Raw genomic sequence first — 24,671 nt, 5'->3', positions numbered from 1 at the left:
TGGGCAATTTACTTTGAGAAGAGTTTGAGGGAAAGCTCTTTTTTGCTGTTTGCTCAGTAATTTTAGTTAAACACCTGTAATAAACATGCGATGAAAGGAAATGATTTATCATCTCCCTGTTACTTTTTTTGAGAAAAATCTATGTTACGATTATTCAAAATTAGCAAATAAAGGAACATGGAGGGTAAAAAGAAATGATTAACAAAGTTAAAGTTACAACCATTTTAGCAGCTGCTGCACTCTCAGTATCTGTAAGTGCTAATGTACAGGCTGCTACCGTCAACGTTAAAAAAGGGGATACCTTGTGGGATCTATCACGTGCAAATAATGCCACCGTTGAAAATACTAAAATGTTAAACGGAATTACTTCAGACTTAATTCATCCTGGTGATAAACTGATCATTGCACCAGAAAAACATTATGAAGTTAAAAAAGGTGATACATTATGGGATATTGCACAAAATCATGATGTAACAGTATCGCAACTTCAAGAATGGAACAATATACATACAGATCTAATTCAACCTGGATTAAACCTAGTAATCTTTGAAGGTGTAAAAAATATAGCTCAATCAAAAATGACAAATACAAATCTTGCAACGAATTCTAAAACTACTTCAACAGTGAAGTCAGTACAAGAATCTTCAAAGACTGTATCGGCATCAAGAGAAGATGTTCCTAAAACAAAGGAAATTATACCAGCAACAAAGGAAAGTGCATCAATAACAAAAGAAAGTGAACCAGCAGCAAAAGAAAGTGTACCAGCAGCAAAAGAAAGTGCACCAGCAGCAAAAGAGAGTGTACCAGCAGCAAAAGAAAGTGCACCAACACCAAAAGAAAGTGCACCAACACCAAAAGAAAGTGCACCTAAAACAAATGATTCGGCTGGTTTAAAAGTAATAACAATGGAAGCATCTGCTTATACAGCTTCTTGTAAAGGTTGTACTGGCATTACGGCTACCGGAATCAACTTAAAAGAGAATCCAAATACTAAAGTCATTTCCGTTGATCCAAGTGTAATCCCGCTTGGAAGTAAAGTGAATGTAGAAGGTTATGGAGTAGCAATCGCTGGAGATACTGGCGGTGCTATTAAAGGAAATCGAATTGATGTATTTATTCCAAATAAACAAGATGCGATTAATTTTGGAAGAAAACAAGTGAAAGTAACGATATTAAACTAATCATAAAAAAACACTGAAACGTAATATGGGGTTTCAGTGTTTTTGATTATGCTATTTTTTAGTAGATGACTACCGGTTCGTATGTGCTGAGATTATCATATACGGTTTTCATAAGACTAGGTGGAGTGTTAACGCAGCCACCCGAGCCTGCAGTTTGATAGGCATTGCTTGACCAGTTGCTACGCCAGCTAGCATCGTGGAAACCTTGTCCGCTGTTCGTGAATGGTGCCCAATAATCGACCTTAACTTCATAAGAACCAAGACCTACATGTGAGCCCCTTAGGATTGATGGTGTTCGTTTATAAAGGATATACCAAACTCCTTTTGAAGTATCTTCACCAGTGATGTGTTTACCAGTAACGACATTCGTTGTGATAACCAATTTGCCATTTTTATAAAGCCAAATACGCTGTTCGGCAATCGACACTTCAGCATATGTATCGCCAATCCCATTGTTCGTAGTCGTATTATATCCATAACCTTCATTGTTCCAGCCATTTCCGATAATATGAGTAGGAGTAATCGATTTTTCACCTGTTTTAAAAGCCTGCTGAACTAGTGATGATTCTTTATCAACATCTAAAGCCCAACCATAGCCTTCTCCTTTAACTGAAATAACAGATCCTGAATGTGTCTTAAAGGTGAAATTTTTATTTAATGTAGATTGAGAATTATTTATTTCAGCAATCTTGTTTTTAAGATTACTAGAGTCGATTGTAACGTTCATATCTTTTGACACAGAAGCATTTTGAATGTATTCACTCGCATTTAAAGAATAAACTTTATCCTGAACCTTATATTGAACTGTTCTCCCTAGTAGTTCTTGAAGTTTTTTCTTTTCATTTTTCACAATTTGATTGTCTTCTTTGATTGGTTGTATGTATACAGGTTTTAGACGGATTATACTAGTATACTCTTGTCCTTTATAATCATTTAATAGACGATCGACATCATACTGCTCACCGCTAATGCTTTTAGAGACAATAATTTTACCTTGTTTCAATTGAACAGTCGCATCTTTTGGAGCTTTTAAGTTTTTATTAAGAGTGAGAAGTTTATCTTCAATCTGTTTTTTCATTGAGTGAATTTGATCTTCATCTCGTTTACTTGGAATCAAAGAATAATTTTTCTCTTTTGAAGAAGGAAAAAACGTGCGCTGGTTTTTTACTATTTTTTTAATAGCCGGCAGATCATTTTCCGTAAAGTTCGTTTTTGTATCTTTTCCATCCAAGACTTTCTGGTCGCCAACATAAACGATATTTTTAAGTTCGCTAGTTTTTAATTTTTTTAGTGCCTGTTCTGCATTCAGACCACCTAAATTTATGCCGTTTACCTTGATTTGAGCATTAAAATGGTTAGCCCGGTAGCTTAACACAATGATGAGTGTCATAATAATAATGATGCCAATCATAATGAAATGCCAAGGGAAAGAGCGTTTAAACGATCTTCTCCGTTGAATATTATTTCCTTTAACATTTAAAGTACTTTCCAAAACAATTCCTCCCATATCCAAGTAGTCCATCTATCAATGTTTACTGAAATTCAGATTAGAATATTACAATTATATTACATTATTTACTTATATGTGACTATTCTACAATTTTCTTTGGTCGAACTCTGTCACAATTTGTTTAGATGAAGAAATTTTTTCCTTTTTTTATTTTGAACAGGCTAAGAGAAAGGATAGGACTAAAAAGTGTAAATTAATTATATAAAGATTCACTGTAATTCTAATAATATTTTTCTATCTACTATTGAAGTATAAGATTATTAAATTTACGAATCTATTAGTGTATTTAGTATATAAGCTCCTTTTTTATTATTCGGTATATTATATTTGTATATCAAGTTTATTAAATTAGCTATTTCGTATAGCCTTCAAGAAGCATTTTTGCAGAGATAGAGTTGAAAAGAATAGTTTACTAATGTATCATTATTAATAATCTGAATATTCCGTAAAGAAAAGAGGGACATGTAAATGAGTAAACAAATTCCTGAAAAATGGTGGAGTCAACTAAGGGTGCCAGCTATTTCTGCACCGATGTTTTTAGTTTCTGGTCCTGAGCTAGTAGAGGCAGCCTGTTTAAATGGTGTAATTGGATCATTTCCAGCACCGAATGCTCGCCCGATTGAGTTACTTGATCAATGGATGGGTCAATTAAATGATCATCTTGCTTTAGCACGCGCAAATGAGCCTGAGCGTAAAATTGCACCATGGGCAATGAATATGGTCGTTCATAGCTCTTATAGTAGATTACAAGAAGAGCTTGAGCTGTTGAAAAAACATAAGCCTGAGCTTGTCATTACTTCATTAGGTTCTCCAAAAGTAGTAGTTGATATTGTACATAGTTATGGTGGACTAGTATTCGCTGATGTTAATGATATGAAGTTTGCTAAAAAAGCAGCAGAGGCTGGTGTAGATGGACTAATTTTAGTTGCATCAGGTGCTGGTGGACATGCTGGAAATTTAAATGGATTTGCGTTCGTTGATAGTGTTCGTACGTTCTGGGACGGTATTATTGTGTTAGCAGGTGGGATTTCAACTGGTAAAAGTATATTGGCTGCACAAGCTGCGGGTGCTGATTTAGCTTATATGGGAACACGCTTCATTGTTGCGAAGGAAAGCTTAGCAAATGATGAATACCGCCAAATGTTAGTTGATGCAACGCAAGATGATATCGTTCTAACTGATGCATTCTCTGGTGTGAAAGCGAATATGTTAATTCCTAGCATTGTGAAGGCTGGTCTTGATCCAGAAACATTGAAAAAGAAAGATAAAGTCGATTTCGATGGAATGAAAAATGAATCGAATGCAAAGGCTTGGAAAGAAATTTGGTCTGCAGGTCATGGCGTTGGAGCAATTACAAAAATCAGTTCAATTGCCGACATTATTGATGAGTTGGAAGAAGAGTATGGTGAAGCAGTTAATAAACTAAATAAAAATGCTGAGAAATTAAAATCAACGGTAAGTAAATAAACAAGATTGTAAGCGTTTTACTTTCATATCGTGAATCTATTGTTTAATTAGCATTTTAAGATTATAATAAACTTATTGAGATGGAATCATAGTATGGGAGATGTTATGACTCTATCAATTTAGTAAACAAAAAAATGGATTGGTATGTTAGTACGATTTGCTAATAAACTATTCCACCATGAAGACATAAAACCTATTTATCAGGTATGTGTATTCATGGTGGATTTTTTTATGTGAAAAAAGGGGAGGGAGACCGTGAAAAATAACATGGTTACAATCACGATTGACGGAAAAGAAGTAATCGCAAAGCAAGGTTCTACAATCTTACAAATCATCAATCAAAATGAAATTAGTCATCCACAAATTTGTTATGTTCCTGAAGTCGATCCAATTCAAACTTGTGATACTTGTATTGTCGAAATTAATGGTGAACTAAAACGTTCATGTTCAACTGAAGTAATGAGCGAAATGAATATTCAGTTGACTTCACCTAGAGCGAAGGAAGCTCAAACTGAAGCAATGGATCGTTTATTAGAAAATCATTTATTATATTGCACAGTTTGTGATAATAACAATGGAAATTGTAAGCTACATAATACGGTAGAAGAAATGGGCATCGAACACCAAAAGTATCCTTATCAGCCAAAGGTTGCTTCTTGTGAAGTAGACTTGACACATCCTTTTTATCGATATGATCCAAATCAATGTATTGCTTGTGGACAGTGTGTGGAAGTATGTCAAAATCTTCAAGTAAATGAGACATTATCAATCGATTGGGAAGCCGAGCGTCCACGTGTTATTTGGGACAAGGGTGTTTCGATTAATGATTCTTCATGTGTAAGTTGTGGTCAATGTGTAACGATTTGTCCTTGTAATGCATTAATGGAAAAATCAATGCTTGGTGAAGCCGGTTTTATGACTGGTTTAAACGATGAGTTACTTGATCCGATGATCGATTTAGTCAAAAAAGTAGAGCCTGGATATAGTGGTATTTTTGCAGTTTCAGAGGTTGAAGCAGCAATGCGTGAAACACGTACGAAAAAGACAAAAACAGTTTGTACATTCTGCGGTGTTGGCTGTACATTCGAGGTTTGGACGAAGGATCGAAAAATCTTAAAAGTTCAACCAAGCTCTGATGCACCGGTTAATGCAATTTCGACTTGTGTAAAAGGTAAATTTGGTTGGGATTTTGTCAATTCAGAAGAGCGAATAACAAAGCCATTAATTCGAAAAAATGGCGTATTTGTTGAAGCGAGCTGGAATGAAGCCCTGGATTTAGTCGCAAGTAAACTTGGTTCCATTAAACAAGAATATGGAAAAGGCTCTGTAGGATTTATTTCATCTTCGAAAATTACGAATGAAGAAAACTATTTAATTCAGAAGTTAGCACGACAAGTATTCGAAACAAATAATGTAGATAATTGCTCACGTTATTGTCAATCACCAGCAACAGATGGATTATTCCGTACAGTTGGTATGGGTGGAGATGCAGGAACAATAAAGGATATCGCAAAAGCTGGCCTAGTTATAATCGTCGGTGCGAATCCAGCAGAAGGTCATCCTGTACTTGCGACAAGAGTTAAGCGAGCACATAAATTACATGGTCAAAAACTGATTGTTGCCGATCTTCGTAAAAATGAAATGGCAGAACGCTCTGACATCTTTATTAGACCAAAACAAGGGACAGACCAAGTATGGTTAATGGCTGTAACGAAATATATCATTGACCAAGGCTGGCATGACTTGAAATTTATTTATGAGAATGTTCATTTCTTTGAAGATTTTAAAGTTGTACTTGAGAAATATACGCTTGAATATGCCGAAAGTGTAACTGGCATTTCAAAGGAAACATTAATTCAAATAGCTGAAATGATTCATGAAGCGGATGGTACTTGTATTTTATGGGGCATGGGCGTGACACAAAACACTGGTGGTTCTGATACATCTGCTGCGATCTCGAACTTATTGCTTGCAACAGGAAACTACAGACGCCCTGGTGCTGGAGCTTATCCGCTTCGTGGTCATAATAATGTACAAGGTGCTTGTGATATGGGTACTCTTCCTGGTTGGCTTCCTGGTTACCAACATGTAACGGATGATACGGCACGCATGAAGTTTGAAAAAGCGTGGGACGTTGAAATCGGAGGAAAACCTGGTTTAGATAATATCCAAATGCTTCAATCGATCGAAAAAGGCGAAATGAAAGCTATGTACTTAGTTGGTGAAGATATGGCGCTTGTCGATTGTAATGCCAACCACGTACATGAAGTTTTATCAGATTTGGACTTCTTTGTCGTACAAGATCTCTTCTTCTCAAAAACAGCGCAATACGCGGATGTTATTTTACCTGCTGCGCCATCACTTGAAAAAGAAGGAACATTTACAAATACTGAGCGTCGAGTACAAAGATTATATCAAGCATTACCGACTCTTGGTGAATCAAAGGCTGACTGGTGGATTGTCCAAGAAATTGCAAACCGATTAGGTGCAAATTGGAATTATCAGCATCCAGGTGATATTTTCGCTGAAATGGCAAGTTTAGCACCACTATTCTCACAAGCAAGCTACGATGTAATGGAAGGCTGGGATAGTTTCCTTTGGGGTAGCTTAGACGGAGCAAGTACGCCACTGCTTTATGAGAATGGTTTTAATTTCCCTGATAAAAAGGCAAGATTTGCTTTAGCTGATTGGATGGAACCTGTTGAGTTTGCAGAAGATTTTGACCTATTAATAAATAATGGTCGTATGCTTGAGCATTTCCATGAAGGGAATATGACGAATAAATCATACGGTATTCAATTAAAAGTACCTGAGATTTTTGTAGAGGTTTCACCAGAGCTTGCGAGGGAACGTGGTATTAAAGATGGCTCATTAGTTCGATTAGTATCACCATATGGAGCGCTGAAATTACCAGCACTAGTTACGGACCGAGTTCAAAAAAATGAGTTGTTCTTACCGATGAATTCAACAAGTAAAGAATCTGCAATCAATTTCTTAACAGGTCCAGCTAAAGATCACCGTACAAATACCCCAGCTTATAAACAAACGAAAGTACGGATGGAAGTATTACGTGTAGAAGGTGAAAGTCCGTTGCCAAAGTCGAACCCACGTAATAAAAAGCGCAACCCTCAAAATGGAGTTGAGGTTCAGCGTAAATGGGAACGAGAAGGATACGTCCACTTAACGACAAAATAAAGGTTTACTAAAGTTAATTTTAATCTATTAAAATTTATAAAAATATCACAATTCGTTCTAATTGAATTTCACCCATTGTGTTTAAATGTACATGAGGTGAGGATTTTGACATTTGATTTGATCGGTGAAACTAAACAAACTATTTCAAATTGGCACAAATCAATGATTCTTGCGAAGAGAATCAGATTAAGGCCAACTAAAGAACAAGAAATACAATTATGGAAATCAGTTGGTACAGCTCGGTGGGCATATAATTGGGCATTAGCTAAGCAGGAAGAAAATTATAAAACAGGTGGGAAGTTTATTTCTGATGGCATATTAAGAAAGGAATTAACTGTATTAAAACAAACGGATGAATTTTCTTGGTTGTATGAAGTATCGAATAATATTACAAAACAAGCTATAAAAGATCTTTGTGAAGCATATAAAAAATTTTTTAAAGGATTAACTGGCAAACCACGATTCAAAAGTAGAAGAAAATCAAAACCATCTTTTTATAACGATAATGGGAAGTTAAAAGTAAAAGGAAATAAAGTATTGATTGAGAAGGTCGGTTGGGTTGTGGTTTCTGAATGTATACCAACTGAAAAATTCTATAATCCTAGAATAAGTCACGACGGAAAATACTGGTATCTTTCTGTAGGAATTGAAGAATCAAAACCAATTGTTGAACTTACAAATGTCTCACTTGGAATTGATGTAGGAATTAAAGAATTAGCCGTTTGTTCAGATGGCACTAAGAAGAAAAATATTAACAAAACCAACACTGTTAGAAGCGCGGAGAAACGCCTATGTAGGTTGCAACGTCAAGTTTCTCGTAAATATGAAATGAATAAGGAGGGAAACCGTTTCGTCAAAACAAGCAACATACTAAAAATCGAAAAGAAGATACAACACCTCCATAGAAGGATGACAAATATTAGACTAAATCATCTTCATCAATCCACGAGCGAAATCGTGAAATCCAAACCTAATCGCATCGTTATGGAAACTTTAAACATCAAGGGAATGATGAAGAATAAGCACTTGTCAAAAGCAATCGCGAAGCAGTGTTTATGTAAATTCAAACGCCAAATTCAATATAAATGTGAAAAATATGGCATTGAATTTGTTGAAGCTGATAAATGGTACCCATCTTCTAAAACGTGTTCAAGTTGTGGGAATTTGAAAAAAAATTTAAAACTATCAGACCGAATATTTAAATGTGAATGCGGTCATGAAATAGATCGAGATTTTAACGCTGCGATCAACTTGTCACGATATAAATTAGTAATCTGACATTTAGAAGTCATTACTGATATGTAGGATTTGTTGTATCCGAATTTACGCCCTTGGAGTGTTATATCAAACGAAAGTAGCTTCGGCAAAATCGAACACATAGAACAGGGAAATAAACAAGATCTATAAAAATAATAGGTTTTTAGTGGTTTTTATAAGTTTTGGCAACGGAAAAAAGATGGCACAACCAATCACGACGATTCAAAAATACGTACCAACTAAAGAAGAGCAAAATCAGCAGAAACTAGAGGATTTGAAGCTTTTATTAGCAGAAAATGAAGACTCATTAAATAAAATTTTAAATATCGTTTCAGAATTAAATGATACGGGTGTCCTTGAAGCTGCAAATTCAATGCTACAATCGAAAGAGAAGATTACAAAAATTGCTTTAGGACAAATGAACCGCGAGCCAGTCACGAATATTATCAATAATATTATGGGAGCTGCTGGTGCACTTTCAAGTGTGGACCCAGAGTTAACAACAAAGCTGATTAATTCCGTAACAAAAGGAATCGATGAAGGAAATAAACATCTTGAAAAGGATGATAAAGTAGGGATTCTTGATTTAGTAAAAGTTTTAAAAGATCCTGATGTAAATCGTGCAGTTGGTTTTGGTATTAATTTTCTAAAAGGTATGGGAAAAGGCCTAAAAGAATAATAGAAAAAACAATTTGTATTTCATAGAAAAGAGTTTAATAATAAGAGATGAACCTTTTAATCAAAAGATGAATTGAAAGGTTCATCTCTTAATGAAGATTTTTTTTGAAAAACACGATATGAAAATAGTTCAAGAAGAAGGGAATCTTTAACGATGCTACCAACTGAAGTGAGAAGAAGAATTCTCCGCTTTGAAAATGGTGAAACAAACGATATTGAAGACAGCGTTGTCACGGAATTTCCCGTCACGGTAAAAATCAATGGACAAGAATTTGTTACGATGGTCAGTACCCCAGAATATATCGAGGATATGGTCGTAGGATTTCTAGCATCCGAAGGGGTTATCCGAAAATTTGAGGATATTGAAGACATATGGTTTCAAGAAAAAGAAGGCTTCGTCCATGTAAAAACAAAGAATATTAATCCATATTATAAAGATATTCAAAGTAAAAGATATATTACATCATGCTGTGGAATGAGTAGACAAGGGTTTGTTTTTGTAAATGATGCATTAACTGCAAAAAAAATGAAAGAAGTGAATGTTCAACTATCATTTCAGGATTGTTTTCGATTAATGAATGAAATGCAACAGTCCGCAAATTTGTTTCATGAAACAGGTGGAGTGCATAATGCTGCTTTATGTGATTTAAATGGGATTGTTTTGAATAGAATGGATATTGGTAGGCATAATGCATTAGATAAAATTTATGGATATTGTCTAAAAAATAATATTCGTATTTCAGATAAAATAATTGTTTTTAGTGGGCGATTATCTTCTGAAATTTTACTAAAAGTAGCTAAAATTGGTTGTGAGGTCATTCTAACTAAATCAGCTCCAACAGAATTAGCTCTTCAATTAGCTGAAGAATTAGGTATTACGACAGTGGGATTTATTCGAAATCAGGCACTTAATGTATATACTCATTCAAAGCGGATTTTGAAATAGAAACTAAAAACAATTTATGAAATAAAAAGAAGTGAGGCAATGGTTATGAAAAATGTTGCATTGGATAAACATCATCGACCTTTACAGGATTTACGTATATCTGTTACCGATCGCTGCAATTTTCGTTGCCGTTATTGTATGCCGGAAGAAATTTTTGGTCAGGACTATTCTTTTTTATCACAAGATAAAATACTATCCTTTGATGAAATTGAAAGATTGACGCGTATTTTTGTATCTTTAGGGGTAAGAAAAATTAGAATTACTGGTGGAGAACCTTTATTACGTAAAAATTTACCTAAACTGATTGAACGATTAAATATAATAGATGGTGTTGAAGATATTGCTTTAACAACAAACGGTACTTTACTTAAAAAGTTTGCAAAGGATTTATATGAAGCTGGTTTAAGAAGAGTGACTGTCAGTATAGATTCTTTAGATGAAGAACGATTTTCATATATGACTGGTAATCGAGGAAATGTAAAGTCTGTGCTTGAAGGGATACAAGCTGCTTCTGATATCGGAATGAAGGTTAAAATCAATATGGTTGTTCAAAAAGGTAAAAATGAACAAGATATTATCCCGATGGCACAATATTTTAAAGAGAAAAAACATATTCTTCGTTTTATTGAATATATGGATGTTGGTAATTATAATGGCTGGAAGCTCGATGAAGTAGTAGGAAAAAAAACAATCATCGATACGATCAATGAAGTCATGCCTTTAGAACTTACAGAAGCTAATTATGTAGGAGAAGTTGCGAATCGATATCGTTACAAAGATAGTGATGAGGAAATTGGCATTATTTCATCAGTGACCGATTCATTTTGTTCAACTTGCACAAGAGCACGTATATCTGCAGAAGGCAAATTATATACTTGTTTATTTGCAACAAAAGGTTATGATCTAAAAGAATTGGTAAGATCTAACCAAGATGATGAACAAATAAAAGAAACCATTCTTTCGATATGGAGCAATCGAACTGATCGTTATTCAGATGAACGATTAAGTAATACGAAAAAAATGAATGATAAATCATCACATAAAATTGAAATGTCCCATATAGGTGGTTAATCATTACCAATAATAGAAGGTTTGGAGTTTATACAATATCTGTATAATGCTCTAACTAAAATTAGAAAGTGATGATTGGTATCTCTGTTCGTTTAGCAGAGAAATTAAGCAGCATTCAGAACTCCTTATATGATGAGGATTTCTTAATGCTGCTTTATTTATTAGAGAGAAAACAAGAAAAGCAAAAAAATTGGTGAGGATACCCGGAGAAAACTTTTTATCTCTTTCGCTAGGTCCTGTTCTTTAATGGAGGATATCTTATGTCAGAACGTTATTCACGTCAGCAGCTTTTTACCCCGATTGGTGAAAATGGACAAGAATTAATTAGAAAGAAGCATGTTTTAATTGTTGGGGCAGGTGCGTTAGGAAGTGCTAGTGCGGAGGCACTTGTTAGAGCTGGAATTGGAAAGTTAACTTTAATTGACCGAGATTATGTTGAAATGAGTAACTTACAAAGGCAACAGCTTTATACCGAAGAAGATGCATTTGAGAAATTGCCGAAAGTAATTGCCGCTAAAGGGCGTCTTCAAAAAATAAATTCAGATGTGTTCATCAATGCACTAGTAATGGATGCAAGTGCAGATAATATGGAAGTCCATTTGAAGGACACTGATGTTATGATTGATGCAACAGATAATTTTGATATTCGCTTTATCATAAATGATTTATCACAGAAATATGACATTCCGTGGGTGTATGGCTCTTGTGTTGGGAGCTTTGGTATGTGTTGCACGATTCTACCTAGTAAAACTCCTTGTTTAAACTGTATATTAAAAAGTTTACCAGTACCTGGTGTGACTTGTGACACAGCTGGAGTCATTAGTCCTGCGGTACAATTAGTAGCAGCATACCAAGTTGCTGAAGTATTAAAACTATTAGTAGAGGATTATTCAGCGATTAATTCAAAATTCCTTACATTTGATTTATGGAATAATCAACATTTTTCATTTAAGTTAACGAAACTCAAATCAGATGATTGCCCTTCATGTGGAACAAATAGGACGTATCCTTATTTAGCCTTTGAAAATCAAACGAAAACAAGTACACTTTGTGGGCGAAACACGGTTCAAATTAGGCCTTCAACGACTAAAAATTACGATTTTAATGAACTAGAAATTCAACTAAAACAACACGGAAAAGTTCAACGAAATCCTTATTTAATCTCTTGTCAGATAGAAGATTATCGATTTGTTATTTTTCAGGATGGAAGGGTTTTTGTTCACGGAACAAATGATATACAAGAAGCTAAAAAACTATATTATCGTTTATTAGGTTAATAGAGAGAGGATGAAAAGAATGGTTGAAAAACGCGTACCACTACCGATCGAGGAAGCAGTTCGTAAAGTGATGGATTTTGCCAAACACGGATCACAAGAAATGGTATCAATCGATTTAGCATATGGCCGAGTATTAGCTGATGATCTAAAAGCTGATCAGGATATACCTGCTTTTGACCGTTCTCCATATGATGGCTTTGCGATTCGAGCGGAAGATACTATTCTTACAAGCAATGAAAATCCAACAATCTTTGAAGTAGTTGGCGAAATTGGGGCTGGTTCAGTTTTTCAAAATGAAGTAGGACCATTACAGGCCGTTCGTATTATGACAGGAGCTCAAATACCACAAGGTTGTTCCGCCGTTGTCATGCTTGAATTAGCGAAAGAGATAAAAACTGAAGGTAAAACGTTTATTGAAATTAAACGTTCTTATCAAAAAGGCGATAATATTTCATTCCAAGGGGAAGAAACGCTTAAAGGTGATATTCTTGTTAAAAAGGGAACTGAAATCAACCCGGGAGTGATCGCTTTACTTGCTACATTTGGATATAGTCAAGTTCCTGTAGCGAAAAAGCCAGTCATCGGAGTCATTGCAACAGGAAGTGAGCTTCTAGATGTGGGTGAACCGCTTGAACCTGGTAAAATTCGCAATAGTAATTCTTATATGGTTCTCGCTCAAATTCAAAAAGCAGGTGCAATCCCTAAATATTTAGGAAAGTTTAGCGATGATTTGGATACTTGTTTTTCAGAAGTTCAAAATGCCCTAGAGCAAGTTGATATTCTAATTACAACTGGTGGAGTATCTGTCGGTGATTATGACTATTTACCAGATATTTATGCAAGATTAGGTGCTACAGTTTTATTTAATAAAATTGCCATGCGTCCAGGAAGTGTAACAACAGTAGCGCATTTTGAAAATAAATTATTATTCGGTTTATCTGGAAATCCTTCTGCTTGTTTTGTTGGATTTGAGCTATTTGTTAGACCAATCGTCCAAACTTATTTATTTAACGAAACACCACATTTAAAAAGAGTCTGTGCAATTTTAGGAGAAAACTTTCCAAAACCAAATCCTTTTACAAGATTTGTAAGAGGTAAAATTGTTTATCATGAAGGTCAATTAACAGCAATTCCAGCAGGTTTTGATAAGTCTAGCGCCGTATCTTCATTAGCATATACGGATGCTTTTATTGTTTTACCTGGAGGAACTAGAAAATATGAAAAAGGAATGTCGGTCGACTTATTATTATTAGAAGACCATGAAGGAAGTAAATGGCCTTGGTATGACTTCATACCTGCTTATAAGTAAATAAAAAGAACACTATTAATTTAAGAAAAGTGAAGTGATTTACTTGGAACAAACATTATTTAATATTGTCGATACACCGATTGTTGTTGAAGAAGTTTCAGATAAAGTAAAAAGTAGAAATGCAGGAGCCATTACTGTTTTTATTGGTACAGTTAGAGAGTTAACAAAAGGAAAAAAGACTTTGTCGCTAGAGTATCAAGCATATGAATCAATGGCCGTAAAAAAACTTGCCCAAATTGGTGATGAAATCAACGGGAAATGGCCAGAAGCAATTGTTGCGATTACGCATAGAGTTGGAAGATTAGAGATTAGTGATATTGCCGTTGTGATTGCAGTTTCCTCTCCGCACCGTAAAGTTGCATACGAAGCAAATGAATACGCAATCGAACGAATTAAACAAATCGTTCCAATCTGGAAAAAAGAGTTTTGGGAAGATGGTACGATGTGGATCGGTGATCAATTAGAAAATACACCATACCAAGAAGGAAAACCAAGTGTGGAGGAATCAAAATGATTAAAGTATTATTATTTGCTCATTTACGAGAGAAAGCTGGAACTGATGAATTAACAGTGACCGATAAAAATGGAATCAACGTTAAAGAGTTAAAAAACTGGCTTAAGGCTAACTATGATTTACCACAATTGAATCAGATTATGACTGCAGTAAATGAAGAGTTTGTAACGGATGACGAAATTGTAAATGATGGAGATACTGTCGCTTTTATTCCACCAGTAAGTGGGGGCTAATGGATTTTATCAAGCTTGAAAGTAGGTAGAATGATGCATAATCATAATGAAAAAGCGGTTGTTAACGCTGCCGTTTTAACAGTTAGTGATACTAGAACTGTTGAAAATGATGAGAGCGGTAAACTAATTAAAGCTTTATTAGAAGAGCAAAAACATATCGTCCATGATTATAAAATCACAAAAGATGAAATAGCATTGATCGATTCAATTGTTAGATCATGGAGTGAAGATGAAACGATTCAAGTTATGATTATAACAGGTGGTACGGGTTTTACGAAAAGAGATGTTACATATGAAGCAATTTCAAAAATACTTGATAAAGAAATGCAAGGATTTGGAGAATTGTTCCGTTCATTAAGTTATACAGAAATCGGACCAAAGGCTATGTTTAGTAGAGCGATCGCAGGGAGCTTTCACGATAAAGCAATCTACGTAATTCCAGGTTCAAAAAACGCAGTAAATTTAGCAATGACAAAATTAATTTTACCGACATGCCAACATTTTGTGGGAGAATTAAATAGGCAATGAATATAGCTGGCGTCGTTTTAGCAGGTGGAAAGTCATCCCGTTACGGTAAACCGAAAATGTTTGAAACGTATAAGGACAAATTATTGTATGAATATAGTGTAGAAGCATTAAAGAAAAATTCAATTTCACCGATTATCATTTCAACGAACGAAAAACTAGTTCCTTATTTTAGTAAAAATGATCATCTAGAGTTTGTCATAGAGGGAGAAGCTAAAGAATACCAAGGACCTTTGTATGCGATGTACAATGCATTTTCCAACATACCAAACAAAGACTGGTATTTTGTCCTAGCATGCGACACACCTTTTATTACAGCTGACTTTGTAAAAAACATGATCGAACGGGCAGAAAATACGAATGTTGCTGCAATCGTTCCAATCCAGTCCGATAAACTTCAACCACTATTTGCGCTCTATCATCGAAATTGCATCGAAAAAATGAAAGAGATTTTAGATAAAAACAATCGAAAAGTTCAGTTATTATTCAGTGAAGTAAGTGTAATGACTGTACAATTTTCAAATGACGATCTCATCTTTAAGAATATAAATAGTCCGAGTGACTGGATTTAATTTGTCAAATTTAAGACTTACCTGGAGGTACTTGCATGAGTGAATTTTCACATTGGAATGAAGAAGGAAGACCTAAAATGGTCGATATATCAGAAAAAGACATCACTACTAGAATTGCGATTGCACAAAGTACAATTTCGATTTCAAAGGAATTATATGAAGCAATTCAAAATGGATCAATTAAAAAAGGTGATCCACTAAATGTTGCACAAATTGCTGGAATTATGGGAGCTAAAAAAACTTCTGACATTATTCCAATGTGTCACCCAATCGCACTTTCAGGAACTGACTTTACATTCGAATATGTAGAGGCACCTAATGGATATGATTTAATCATTCGTGCGACAGTGAAATGTAGTGGGAAAACTGGAGTTGAAATGGAGGCACTTACAGCTGTAAGTGTAGCTGGCCTTACATTTTACGATATGTGTAAAGCCGTTGATAAAAGTATGGTCATAAAAGAAACGTTTTTAGTTCAAAAAAAAGGTGGTAAAAGCGGCGACTTTTTCCATAAATAAGATTGGAACAAAAGCTTAATTGATTAGTAGCATCGACGATCTAATCAATTAAGTTTTCTAATTTTTTATCAAATACAAAAACTGAAATCGCAATATCTTCTTCAACTTTCATATCCGAGAAAAGATTGATAAATTTTGCATCAACGATTTCTTCTAGCTTAACTGGATGATTTTTCGCATATACATCTTGAATCATCTTTGTTCTAGCATTATGTACGATATCACGCCCTTCAGAAGTTTGAGCGATAAATAGCTCAGTAGGTGTTAGATTTCCATACAAAGTTGAAACAGCCATATTTTCAACAAAAACAGTATGGATTCTTTCAGGGCCTTTACCAAATAATTCTTTACGCAGTTTTCGTATATAGTCATTAAATTCATGGATGACTTTAGACATTACATATACCCCTTAACTTAATTCTCGTTTATCTTATCATAAAACAATGATTAGAAATATTAAAGAAAAAAACTTTTAGTGAACATCTTCTTTAAGACTTTACTAAACTGCTTCACCATCAATACAAGAATCGATTAAATTGATTTTTGTATTAATGGTGTTTTCTGTAGGCTTCTTATAATAAAAGTATTTATTGAACTACTCACCACTTAACACCCTTACGGGTTGTTTGAAGTGGGAGATTCTTAAGTACAGTAGCCTATTGGCTTCTAATTGATTAGGCTATCCTCATAGTCCTTATGGTTAGAAGTCTTATCGCTTCATCTTTAAGATTTTGTCCTGCGCTAATATCCCTGTCGTGTTGTGTGCCACAGGAAGGGCAATCCCACTCACGAAGGTTTTTAGTCTTAACGTCTTTGTTTTTGTATCCGCAACACGAACAAAGTTGAGAACTAGCGAAGGTTTTCGATACAGCAATTACTTGCTTGTCATACCATTTCGCTTTGTACTCTAGCATGGTTCGAAATTTTGCCCAAGATACTTCACTAATGTCCTTAGCTAGTGTTTTATTCTTTAGCATATTCGACACTTGCAAATCTTCAATACCAATGATATCGTGTTTTTTGACAATTTCAGTAGAGATTTGTTGCAAGTAGTCTGTTCGTGCGTTGGTGATTTTTTCGTGGATGCGAGCTACTTTACGTTTTTGTTTTTGAAAGTTTTTCGCTTCATCCAATTTACATTTTCGTTTCAAGGCTAACTGCTGTCGCCTGGACAGAACGCGCTGTGCATCAAGTAACTTTTTTTCTAATGTTTGAAGCCATTTTGGATTTTTATATTTTGTTCCGTCTGAAAGAATAGCAAAGTTTTTTGTTCCAAGATCAAGACCAACAGAAGAGCCTGTTTTTTCTAAGGGTTGTACTTCTACTTCTGCAAGAACGGATACATAATATTTACCACTAGGATTACGTCTAACGGTTGCATTCAAAATACGTCCTTCTATTTCACGACTTTTGGCGAAACGAACAAGACCAAGTTTTGGTAACTTGATTTTATTGCATATAATGGCAATATTTCCGTTTGTTTCTTTTGTCGTGTAGGATTGTACTCTATTTTTTTTAGACTTAAAGCGTGGTACTTTGTTTTGCTTCTTGAAGAATCGTGCATACGAATCAGCAAAGTTTTTTAATGAAGATTGAAGGGCAATGCTATCCACTTCTTTTAGCCATACTAATTCTTTTTTAAGTTGGGGTAATTCAGCAGAACACGTATTGTAGGTTAATCCTTTGCCTGTTTCTTCGTATGTGTCATTCCATTGCGCTAAAAAGCGATTGAATACAAAACGACTACATCCGATTGTTTTATTGATAAGAACCACTTGTTCCTTATTCGGATAAATACGGAATTTGTAAGCCTTGTTGACTAACACTGTTTTTCACCTCATATTACAAGAACATTCGTTCCTGTTGTATCATGGAGAGGAAAGTTTTGGCTATCGCCAACCGACATTCATCTCCTCCTTATCGTTAGGCTTTGCCCTTCACACGATTGAAGAGGAGTCTTCTGTCGGAAAATAATAAAAAGGAATTGAAAGCGATGAAAAAGAACTATTCCATTTTGCAAATTGTAGGCTATCAAAATAGTGGGAAAACAACACTTACTGAAAAACTCATTAAAAAGGCCAATCACCAAGGATTATCAGCTGCTACAATAAAACATCATGGACATGGCGGTGTGCCTGATTTAGAAATAGAACGTAAAGACAGTAGTCGTCACTTGGATGCAGGAGCAATCGTTTCTAGTGTTGAAGGTGATGGTGTCTTGCAATTAAGAACAAATTTTATCAATTGGGATTTAAAGAAAACAATTGAATTATATCGCTTTTTTTCAACAGATTTTATTTTTATTGAAGGTTATAAAAGGGAAAGTTACCCAAAAGTAGTATTTATAAGAAGTGAGGATGATCTGAATTTACTCGATTCATTAACGAATATTATTTGTGTGATCAGCCATTTTGAGATTGAAGAAGGTAGATTGAAAGATTATCAATATTTCCATCTTTATGATGAAGAAAATTATTTAGATTTTTTGATGAATGAAATGTCAAAAGGTAATTTCATAGAGGATTAAAAAAATAGATGAAAATAAATGGTTTATTTTGAAATGAGGAATTTAATTGTTTGAAGAGTTTTTAATTCCCCTTAAGATTTCCATTAAGGTTACAATCGTGGCAGGATTTTTCGTTATTATTTTAGGGACTATAGCTGGAAGAATTCTCTCGATGAAATCATTTAAAGGTAAAACACTTCTAGAAACAATTTTAATGTTACCTTTAGTTCTTCCTCCTACAGTTGTAGGGTTTTTACTATTAGTCATTTTCGGAAGACAAAGCTTCGTTGGAAAAATGATTGAATGGGTATTTAACCACCCCATTGTTTTTACATGGTGGGCAGCTGTAATTGCATCCATTATTGTAGCGTTTCCACTTATGTATCAATCTGCAAAAACTGGATTTCAAAGTGTAGACAATGAGATTGAAGAGGCAGCTAGAGTTTGTGGTGCAAATGAATGGAATGTTTTTTTCTTGATTTCAATTCCACTTTCATTAAAAGCCATTATCTCGGGAAGTATATTAAGCGTTGCAAGAGTACTAGGGGAATTCGGAGCTACACTTATGTTTGCTGGAAACATACCAGGAAAAACACAAACTGTCCCGACAGCAATATATTTAGCAATTGATGCTGGAAATATGAAAATGGCATGGCTATGGGTGCTTTCAATGGTTGTAATTTCTTTTATTATGCTGTTAGTCGTACAGTTGAAACAAAAATGATTTTGGAGATTGGTATTGTCTCAAATTAGTATATAATGCTGTATGTAGGATGTTTTTCCTTTTTATTCCAAAATTTTTATTTACATAAAATAAAACCCAGTTTTACAATTAGAAACTTAAAAATGAGAGGGTGGAACGTATGGCAAATAAAGTTGAGTTAATTAATCTTGCAGTAGGATTACCGAGTAAAATGGAATACGGCGAAAACAAAGAAATGATAACGGGTATTTGTAAAGAAGGAATAGAGGAAGTTTACTTATCAAAAGAAGGCTTTAAAGGTGATGGGGTAGCTGACTTAAAACATCACGGTGGGCCAGACCGAGCTGTATGTGTGTATCCATATGAACATTACGAACTTTGGGAAAAAGAGTTTAATCTAAATTTACCACTTTCAGCATTCGGAGAAAATATTACTGTCACAAATATGTTAGAAAAAGAAGTATGCATTGGCGATATCTACCAAATTGGCGATGCGATTATACAAATTACTCAAAGCAGAATACCTTGTGACACAATTACAAGAAGAACGAATGTAGCACTTAAGAGAATCGTAGAAACAGGTTTTACAGGCTACTTATGCCGTGTATTAAAAGAGGGAACAATCAGAAAAGATTCGAATATTGAATTAATCGAAACTCAAAAAAATAAAGTTTCCGTTCTTTATTGTAACGAGATTTATTTCCATGATCCAAAAAATGTTGAAGGAATAAAAGCGATATTGGAAGTTCCTGAGTTAGCCGAGGATTGGAGAATTCGGTTAAATAAGCGTTTGGAGAGTTTAGTTTAAATATTATTAGTATACGGGAAGTCGCTTTCAGATAGAGCGGCTTCTTTTTCTATTAAAATGCTTTTTTATATTAAGACTCCTCCTAAAAATTACTTCTAATACAATCTCATTTTCTATTAAATGGAAAATTGGCATCATTCCATTTTTTCGGGAATAAATCATTTCAAATTTATTTTTGAAATGCAAAAGAACATCTATCCCATATAAAGGCAGGGACAGATGTTCTCGTAAAAGAAATTGAAGATGATCCTATCATTCAATCAATTCCTAGTAGAGGAAAAAATTGATTTGCCTATTTTTTGTTTTTTGAACTTAAAAGTTCCACCATCTGTCACTACGACGTCCGGAATTATCTCGTCTTTCATCGTCGCAACGATCTACTGCACGACAGAAGTCTTCTTGATTAACTGTGATTCTCGCATTAAACGTAACCTCGTTATTTCTTCTATTATTTCTATTATTATTTCTATCATTAAATCTTTCGTTATTTCTATCATTAAAAAATCTCTCGTTATTTCTCTCATTATTTCTTCCATTGTTACAATTGCAACTCATCATAACACTACCTTTTCTTTTAATTTCATCTAGATATCCTATGTTTGGACAAGCAAAATGAAATGGACAAGTGTTTGATTTTATTAAATATGTTATGCAATTTCATGGATTTATTTAGCTTACGATTGCAAAAATCGGTTAGATAGGCGTTTATAGTTTAGTTTTAAATTTAGGAAAAAGGAAGTCGCTCGAGGGAGAGGGGCTTCTTTTTTTGGTACATGAAAAGAGTCTTCTTTTTATATAGCTTTCATAAATATATATGGATTAAAAAAATATTTCGTCAAATAAATTATGTGCAATTAATCGCATGATTTTCTTTAAAAATTGTTTCTATATACAAAAAAAGTAAGGAGAGCTTCTAATTACTTTAAATAATGTAAGGTTTAACTAGTTGATCTTAATTGGAGGTAATGGCGAATGTTAGGTGCAATCGAAGCAGGTGGAACAAAGTTTGTTTGTGCAATCGGAGATGAAAATGGCAATTTAATTGAGCGTATTCAATTTCCAACAACTGTGCCAGAAGAAACGATTTCACAAGTAGTTGAATTTTTTAAGAACTATCCTATAAAAGCAATTGGTATTGGATCATTCGGTCCGATTGATGTAAACGAGAAGAGCTCTACTTACGGATCCATTACATCAACTCCTAAAATGGCATGGCAGGGCTTTCCTTTCGTACAAGCAATTAGTCAGCATCTTTCTGTTCCAATTGGATTTAATACGGATGTGAATGCAGCTGCACTAGGTGAAGCTACTTTTGGTGCAGCAAAAGGGTTAGATAGCTGTTTATATATAACAATTGGTACGGGTATAGGAGCTGGAGCTGTCGTAAATAGTAATTTACTTCAAGGAATCACACACCCTGAAATGGGACATATATTAGTGAGACGTCATCCAAATGATGAGTTTGTAGGGAACTGTCCATACCATCGTGATTGCTTAGAAGGCTTAGCTTCTGGACCTGCAATTGAAGCACGTTGGGGACAAACAGGTTCAAATCTGATCAATCGAAAAGAGGTTTGGGATTTAGAAGGATATTATATTGCCCAAGCACTTATGCAATACATATTAATTCTTTCGCCTAAGAAAATCATTCTTGGTGGGGGCGTAATGAATCAAATGCAAGTTTTTGAAAGTGTTTACAAATATTTGAAAGAGCTAGTTTGCGATTATGTTAGTTTACCAGAATTGAATGAGTATATTGTACCACCTAGTTTAGGAAATAACGCTGGAATTATCGGAGCTCTTATGCTTGCACATAATGCTTTAAATAAAAATGCACTAGTTTAATTAGCCTATAGGAGGAAATTAGTATGCAACCATTATTTTTAAAACCAGTATTTAAAGAACGAATTTGGGGTGGAACAGCTTTAAAATCAGATTTTAACTATAATATACCAAATGAAAATACAGGTGAATGCTGGGCAATTTCAGCTCATCCTAACGGTGCATCCATTATTGAAAATGGACCATTTGCAGGTATTGCATTAAATGAATTATGGAAAAAGCAACCGGAGTTATTTGGTCACCCAAAGGAAGAAGTTTTTCCACTTTTAACGAAAATATTAGATGCAAATATGGATTTATCTGTTCAAGTACATCCTGAAGATTCTTATGCTAAGGTTAATGAAAATGGTGATCTCGGTAAAACAGAATGCTGGTATATTCTTGACTGTAAAGAAGATGCACATATGATATTTGGCCATAATGCCAAAACAAAAGAAGAACTAATTAACCAAATTAAAGAAGGCGAGTGGTCAAATTTACTTCGCCGAGTAAAAATTAAGCCAGGTGATTTTTTCTATGTCCCAAGTGGTACCATTCATGCATTATGTGAAGGAACTCTCGTATTAGAAACACAACAAAGCTCTGACACAACTTATCGGGTTTACGATTATGATCGAAAAGACCATGAAGGAAATTTAAGAGAGCTTCATTTAAATAAAGCAATCGATGTAACAACAGTTCCTCATCAAGAAACAGAAGTGGAATTTAAGACAGAGGAAAAAGAAAATTTAAAGATTAATACATTTGTAGATTCGGAATTTTTCACCGTATATAAATGGGATATTACTGGTAAAGCTTATTTAACTTATAATGATCAATATTTACTTTTAAGTGTAATAAACGGTAATGGAAAACTGATCCATAGCGGAGAAGAATATAGTTTATCAAAAGGCTTGAACTTCATTATTCCTGTTGGATTTGGGGAATTTGTTTTAGATGGAGATTGTGAAATAATTGTTTCGCATACTTAAAGACATCTCTTCAGAAGATTTCCAGACTGAATGCAAGCGCTTGCTTTACGAGGTGGAAATTTACCTAAGACGTAAATGAGCACTATAGATAGGCGAAGCAACGAAGAAAGCGAGCGTTTGGCAACAATCTGAGGCAGCTAATCCGCTGCCTTTTTAAAGGATTTCCGAAAGAAGTCTCTCATCCTCAAGGAATATGAAGGGCGATAGCACAATGAGTGGGTGGAGTTGAATTTCGGTTGGCTTTAGTCTAATCAGTCTTAGATAAAATAAATGCTGATATTACAATGAAATTAGACAGAAATAACCATTCAGTGTTCTCGATGTATTATCATCTTGTACTGGTTGTGAAATATCGTAGACAAGTTTTTGATAGTGCTGTGCTCCAATAGATACCATTAAGAAATACATTGAAAATCAAGGTCAAAAGTGAGGTGGAATGATATGGCAAAGCACAATAAAGCATATAAGTTTCGTTTATACCCAACAGAAGAACAAGCATTTCTTATGCGAAAAACTTTCGGTTGTGTGAGATTCGTATACAACAAAATGTTGGCAGAACGAAAAGAAATATACGAGAAATACAAAGATAATCAGGAACAACTAAAGAAACAAAAGTTTCCAACTCCTGCAAAATACAAGACAGAATTTGAGTGGTTAAAAGAAGTTGATTCTTTAGCCTTGGCAAACGCTCAACTAAATTTGCAAACTTCTTATAAGAATTTCTTTAGTGGTCACAATGACTTTCCCACATTCAAGAATAAAAAGAGTAGAAATTCATATACAACCAATCTCGTAAACGGAAACATTATGCTATTTGAACGCCATATTAAACTACCAAAGCTAAAATTGGTACGGATCAGACAACATCGAACAATTCCACAAGACCACATAATCAAGTCATGCACAATCTCCATGACATCTACTGGTAAATACTATGTTTCTATTTTGACAGAATACGAAAAAGAAATTGTACAAAAAGAAGTGAAAAACGTTATTGGATTAGACTTTGCGATGGCTGAATTATATGTGAGTAGCGAGAATGAGAAAGCCAATTATCCTCGCTACTATCGTGTTGTGTCAGAAAAATTAGCAAAAGCACAACGCATTCTTTCTAAGCGTAAAAAAGGTTCTGCACGTTGGAATAAGCAACGTCTAGTAGTGGCTAAATTTCATGAGAAAGTAGTGAACCAACGCAGAAATTTCCTTCACCATAAGTCAAAAGAATTAGCTTCTAATTTTGATGCTGTCGTGATTGAGGACTTGAACATGAAAGGAATGTCTCAATCCCTTCACTTTGGTAAAAGCGTTCACGATAATGGTTGGGGTATGTTCACTACTTTCTTAGCATATAAACTGAAAGAACAAGGAAAACAGCTTGTGAAAATTGATAAGTGGTTTCCTTCCACTAAGAAGTGTTCTTGTTGTGGTTCAGAAAAACTGATGAAACTATCTGAACGCACATACCATTGTTCATGCGGTTATGAGACAGATCGTGACTACAATTCAGCAGTCAATATCAAAAATGAAGGCATTCGCCTATTAGCATAGAATCAAAAACTCTTGGAACAAGAGGGTTAGCTCGGTCAGT

At 34.6% G+C, this 24,671-nt stretch carries 24 protein-coding genes and 1 pseudogene; 21 read left to right on the top strand and 4 right to left on the bottom strand.

Annotated elements, in window-relative coordinates; all coding sequences use genetic code 11:
• Positions 1 to 194: 194 nt before the first annotated feature.
• Positions 195 to 1,181 carry a LysM peptidoglycan-binding domain-containing protein gene (locus tag V5E38_RS14035; RefSeq protein WP_499210453.1) on the top strand — a complete coding sequence of 329 codons (987 nt, stop codon included), beginning with the start codon at positions 195 to 197 and terminating at the stop codon, positions 1,179 to 1,181.
• 58 nt (positions 1,182 to 1,239) lie between these two features.
• On the opposite strand, the gene V5E38_RS14030 is transcribed toward V5E38_RS14035, so the two are convergent.
• The gene (locus V5E38_RS14030; RefSeq protein WP_499210452.1) at positions 1,240 to 2,688 is read right to left on the bottom strand and encodes a L,D-transpeptidase family protein; all 1,449 of its coding nucleotides are present in this window, start codon (positions 2,686 to 2,688) and stop codon (positions 1,240 to 1,242) included.
• A gap of 471 nt (positions 2,689 to 3,159) precedes the next feature.
• On the opposite strand from V5E38_RS14030, the gene V5E38_RS14025 reads away from it, so the two are divergent.
• The 13 genes from V5E38_RS14025 (at position 3,160) to moaC (ending at position 16,253) form a co-directional block, all read left to right on the top strand.
• Complete coding sequence (locus V5E38_RS14025) at positions 3,160 to 4,158, top strand: NAD(P)H-dependent flavin oxidoreductase (protein ID WP_499210451.1); 999 nt, start codon at positions 3,160 to 3,162, stop codon at positions 4,156 to 4,158.
• 255 nt (positions 4,159 to 4,413) lie between these two features.
• Positions 4,414 to 7,353: a formate dehydrogenase subunit alpha gene (fdhF, locus tag V5E38_RS14020; protein ID WP_499210450.1), complete on the top strand. Its 2,940-nt coding sequence runs from the start codon at positions 4,414 to 4,416 to the stop codon at positions 7,351 to 7,353.
• Between the two features lie 162 nt (positions 7,354 to 7,515).
• Complete coding sequence (locus tag V5E38_RS14015) at positions 7,516 to 8,631, top strand: RNA-guided endonuclease InsQ/TnpB family protein (RefSeq protein ID WP_499213581.1); 1,116 nt, start codon at positions 7,516 to 7,518, stop codon at positions 8,629 to 8,631.
• 178 nt (positions 8,632 to 8,809) lie between these two features.
• Positions 8,810 to 9,289 carry a helical membrane plugin domain-containing protein gene (locus V5E38_RS14010; RefSeq protein WP_129688351.1) on the top strand — a complete coding sequence of 160 codons (480 nt, stop codon included), beginning with the start codon at positions 8,810 to 8,812 and terminating at the stop codon, positions 9,287 to 9,289.
• Positions 9,290 to 9,442: 153 nt separating this feature from the next.
• The gene (gene fdhD / locus V5E38_RS14005; RefSeq protein WP_499210449.1) at positions 9,443 to 10,234 is read left to right on the top strand and encodes a formate dehydrogenase accessory sulfurtransferase FdhD; all 792 of its coding nucleotides are present in this window, start codon (positions 9,443 to 9,445) and stop codon (positions 10,232 to 10,234) included.
• Between the two features lie 45 nt (positions 10,235 to 10,279).
• Entirely contained in the window at positions 10,280 to 11,305 is a 1,026-nt protein-coding gene (gene moaA / locus V5E38_RS14000) for a GTP 3',8-cyclase MoaA (RefSeq protein WP_499210448.1), read from the top strand.
• Between the two features lie 260 nt (positions 11,306 to 11,565).
• On the top strand, positions 11,566 to 12,582 hold the full coding sequence (locus V5E38_RS13995) for a molybdopterin-synthase adenylyltransferase MoeB (RefSeq protein WP_499210447.1): 1,017 nt from the start codon (positions 11,566 to 11,568) through the stop codon (positions 12,580 to 12,582).
• Positions 12,583 to 12,601: 19 nt separating this feature from the next.
• Complete coding sequence (locus tag V5E38_RS13990) at positions 12,602 to 13,891, top strand: molybdopterin molybdotransferase MoeA (RefSeq protein ID WP_499210446.1); 1,290 nt, start codon at positions 12,602 to 12,604, stop codon at positions 13,889 to 13,891.
• A gap of 43 nt (positions 13,892 to 13,934) precedes the next feature.
• Complete coding sequence (locus V5E38_RS13985) at positions 13,935 to 14,405, top strand: molybdenum cofactor biosynthesis protein MoaE (RefSeq protein ID WP_499210445.1); 471 nt, start codon at positions 13,935 to 13,937, stop codon at positions 14,403 to 14,405.
• Positions 14,402 to 14,638 carry a MoaD/ThiS family protein gene (gene moaD / locus V5E38_RS13980; RefSeq protein ID WP_499210444.1) on the top strand — a complete coding sequence of 79 codons (237 nt, stop codon included), beginning with the start codon at positions 14,402 to 14,404 and terminating at the stop codon, positions 14,636 to 14,638. The genes V5E38_RS13985 and moaD overlap by 4 nt, the downstream gene beginning before the upstream one ends.
• A gap of 33 nt (positions 14,639 to 14,671) precedes the next feature.
• Positions 14,672 to 15,166: a MogA/MoaB family molybdenum cofactor biosynthesis protein gene (locus V5E38_RS13975; RefSeq protein ID WP_499210443.1), complete on the top strand. Its 495-nt coding sequence runs from the start codon at positions 14,672 to 14,674 to the stop codon at positions 15,164 to 15,166.
• On the top strand, positions 15,163 to 15,735 hold the full coding sequence (locus V5E38_RS13970; protein WP_499210442.1) for a molybdenum cofactor guanylyltransferase: 573 nt from the start codon (positions 15,163 to 15,165) through the stop codon (positions 15,733 to 15,735). Before V5E38_RS13975 ends, V5E38_RS13970 begins: the two co-directional genes overlap by 4 nt.
• Positions 15,736 to 15,770: 35 nt before the next feature.
• Positions 15,771 to 16,253 (top strand): cyclic pyranopterin monophosphate synthase MoaC, encoded by a 483-nt coding sequence (gene moaC, locus V5E38_RS13965; RefSeq protein WP_499210441.1) that lies wholly within the window; start codon positions 15,771 to 15,773, stop codon positions 16,251 to 16,253.
• Between the two features lie 40 nt (positions 16,254 to 16,293).
• Here the strand turns inward: moaC and V5E38_RS13960 are convergent, their stop codons facing one another.
• Both V5E38_RS13960 and tnpB read right to left on the bottom strand, forming a co-directional pair.
• Complete coding sequence (locus V5E38_RS13960) at positions 16,294 to 16,650, bottom strand: Na-translocating system protein MpsC family protein (protein WP_097974143.1); 357 nt, start codon at positions 16,648 to 16,650, stop codon at positions 16,294 to 16,296.
• Positions 16,651 to 16,927: 277 nt separating this feature from the next.
• Positions 16,928 to 18,079 (bottom strand): IS200/IS605 family element RNA-guided endonuclease TnpB, encoded by a 1,152-nt coding sequence (gene tnpB / locus V5E38_RS13955; protein WP_499210440.1) that lies wholly within the window; start codon positions 18,077 to 18,079, stop codon positions 16,928 to 16,930.
• A gap of 167 nt (positions 18,080 to 18,246) precedes the next feature.
• Here tnpB and mobB point away from each other — a divergent pair, with 167 nt between their 5' ends.
• From mobB to V5E38_RS13940, 3 genes are all read left to right on the top strand, one after another.
• Complete coding sequence (gene mobB / locus V5E38_RS13950) at positions 18,247 to 18,780, top strand: molybdopterin-guanine dinucleotide biosynthesis protein B (protein WP_499210439.1); 534 nt, start codon at positions 18,247 to 18,249, stop codon at positions 18,778 to 18,780.
• Positions 18,781 to 18,826: 46 nt separating this feature from the next.
• A complete protein-coding gene (modB, locus tag V5E38_RS13945; protein ID WP_499210438.1) occupies positions 18,827 to 19,483 on the top strand; it encodes a molybdate ABC transporter permease subunit in 657 nt (218 codons plus the stop codon).
• A 139-nt stretch (positions 19,484 to 19,622) separates the two neighbouring features.
• Positions 19,623 to 20,270 carry an MOSC domain-containing protein gene (locus tag V5E38_RS13940; RefSeq protein WP_499210437.1) on the top strand — a complete coding sequence of 216 codons (648 nt, stop codon included), beginning with the start codon at positions 19,623 to 19,625 and terminating at the stop codon, positions 20,268 to 20,270.
• A 312-nt stretch (positions 20,271 to 20,582) separates the two neighbouring features.
• Here the strand turns inward: V5E38_RS13940 and V5E38_RS13935 are convergent, their stop codons facing one another.
• The gene (locus V5E38_RS13935) at positions 20,583 to 20,825 is read right to left on the bottom strand and encodes a hypothetical protein (RefSeq protein ID WP_499210436.1); all 243 of its coding nucleotides are present in this window, start codon (positions 20,823 to 20,825) and stop codon (positions 20,583 to 20,585) included.
• A 417-nt stretch (positions 20,826 to 21,242) separates the two neighbouring features.
• Here V5E38_RS13935 and V5E38_RS13930 point away from each other — a divergent pair, with 417 nt between their 5' ends.
• The 4 genes and pseudogenes from V5E38_RS13930 to V5E38_RS13915 all read left to right on the top strand — a co-directional run bounded on the left by V5E38_RS13930 (position 21,243) and on the right by V5E38_RS13915 (position 24,631).
• On the top strand, positions 21,243 to 22,115 hold the full coding sequence (locus tag V5E38_RS13930; RefSeq protein ID WP_499210435.1) for an ROK family protein: 873 nt from the start codon (positions 21,243 to 21,245) through the stop codon (positions 22,113 to 22,115).
• A 23-nt stretch (positions 22,116 to 22,138) separates the two neighbouring features.
• Entirely contained in the window at positions 22,139 to 23,083 is a 945-nt protein-coding gene (manA, locus tag V5E38_RS13925; RefSeq protein ID WP_499210434.1) for a class I mannose-6-phosphate isomerase, read from the top strand.
• Between the two features lie 284 nt (positions 23,084 to 23,367).
• Positions 23,368 to 23,454 (top strand): annotated as a pseudogene (locus V5E38_RS13920) (transposase); the annotation flags it as partial.
• A 70-nt stretch (positions 23,455 to 23,524) separates the two neighbouring features.
• Positions 23,525 to 24,631, top strand: a complete 1,107-nt coding sequence (locus V5E38_RS13915) for an RNA-guided endonuclease TnpB family protein (protein WP_499210433.1) — start codon at positions 23,525 to 23,527, stop codon at positions 24,629 to 24,631.
• The last annotated feature ends 40 nt before the right edge of the window (positions 24,632 to 24,671 follow it).

The organism is Rossellomorea sp. GAMAL-10_SWC, from assembly GCF_049568075.1.
Lineage (GTDB): Bacteria > Bacillota > Bacilli > Bacillales > Bacillaceae_G > Gottfriedia.
Note: the sequence above shows the minus strand (reverse complement) of the source record. Positions and strands in the feature narration are given on the sequence as shown.

Excerpts from the sequence above, each read along its gene's own strand:
- moaC (WP_499210441.1), top strand. The coding sequence starts at position 15,771 with ATGAGTGAATTTTCACATTGGAATGAAGAAGGAAGACCTAAAATGGTC.
- V5E38_RS13935 (WP_499210436.1), bottom strand. The coding sequence starts at position 20,825 with ATGAGTTGCAATTGTAACAATGGAAGAAATAATGAGAGAAATAACGAG.
- V5E38_RS13930 (WP_499210435.1), top strand. The coding sequence starts at position 21,243 with ATGTTAGGTGCAATCGAAGCAGGTGGAACAAAGTTTGTTTGTGCAATC.
- manA (WP_499210434.1), top strand. The coding sequence starts at position 22,139 with ATGCAACCATTATTTTTAAAACCAGTATTTAAAGAACGAATTTGGGGT.
- mobB (WP_499210439.1), top strand. The coding sequence starts at position 18,247 with ATGAAAAAGAACTATTCCATTTTGCAAATTGTAGGCTATCAAAATAGT.
- V5E38_RS13995 (WP_499210447.1), top strand. The coding sequence starts at position 11,566 with ATGTCAGAACGTTATTCACGTCAGCAGCTTTTTACCCCGATTGGTGAA.
- V5E38_RS14015 (WP_499213581.1), top strand. The coding sequence starts at position 7,516 with ATGATTCTTGCGAAGAGAATCAGATTAAGGCCAACTAAAGAACAAGAA.
- V5E38_RS14010 (WP_129688351.1), top strand. The coding sequence starts at position 8,810 with ATGGCACAACCAATCACGACGATTCAAAAATACGTACCAACTAAAGAA.
- fdhD (WP_499210449.1), top strand. The coding sequence starts at position 9,443 with ATGCTACCAACTGAAGTGAGAAGAAGAATTCTCCGCTTTGAAAATGGT.
- moaD (WP_499210444.1), top strand. The coding sequence starts at position 14,402 with ATGATTAAAGTATTATTATTTGCTCATTTACGAGAGAAAGCTGGAACT.
- V5E38_RS14035 (WP_499210453.1), top strand. The coding sequence starts at position 195 with ATGATTAACAAAGTTAAAGTTACAACCATTTTAGCAGCTGCTGCACTC.
- V5E38_RS13975 (WP_499210443.1), top strand. The coding sequence starts at position 14,672 with ATGCATAATCATAATGAAAAAGCGGTTGTTAACGCTGCCGTTTTAACA.
- V5E38_RS13960 (WP_097974143.1), bottom strand. The coding sequence starts at position 16,650 with ATGTCTAAAGTCATCCATGAATTTAATGACTATATACGAAAACTGCGT.
- V5E38_RS14025 (WP_499210451.1), top strand. The coding sequence starts at position 3,160 with ATGAGTAAACAAATTCCTGAAAAATGGTGGAGTCAACTAAGGGTGCCA.
- V5E38_RS13990 (WP_499210446.1), top strand. The coding sequence starts at position 12,602 with ATGGTTGAAAAACGCGTACCACTACCGATCGAGGAAGCAGTTCGTAAA.
- V5E38_RS13940 (WP_499210437.1), top strand. The coding sequence starts at position 19,623 with ATGGCAAATAAAGTTGAGTTAATTAATCTTGCAGTAGGATTACCGAGT.
- moaA (WP_499210448.1), top strand. The coding sequence starts at position 10,280 with ATGAAAAATGTTGCATTGGATAAACATCATCGACCTTTACAGGATTTA.
- V5E38_RS13915 (WP_499210433.1), top strand. The coding sequence starts at position 23,525 with ATGGCAAAGCACAATAAAGCATATAAGTTTCGTTTATACCCAACAGAA.
- V5E38_RS13970 (WP_499210442.1), top strand. The coding sequence starts at position 15,163 with ATGAATATAGCTGGCGTCGTTTTAGCAGGTGGAAAGTCATCCCGTTAC.
- V5E38_RS14030 (WP_499210452.1), bottom strand. The coding sequence starts at position 2,688 with ATGGGAGGAATTGTTTTGGAAAGTACTTTAAATGTTAAAGGAAATAAT.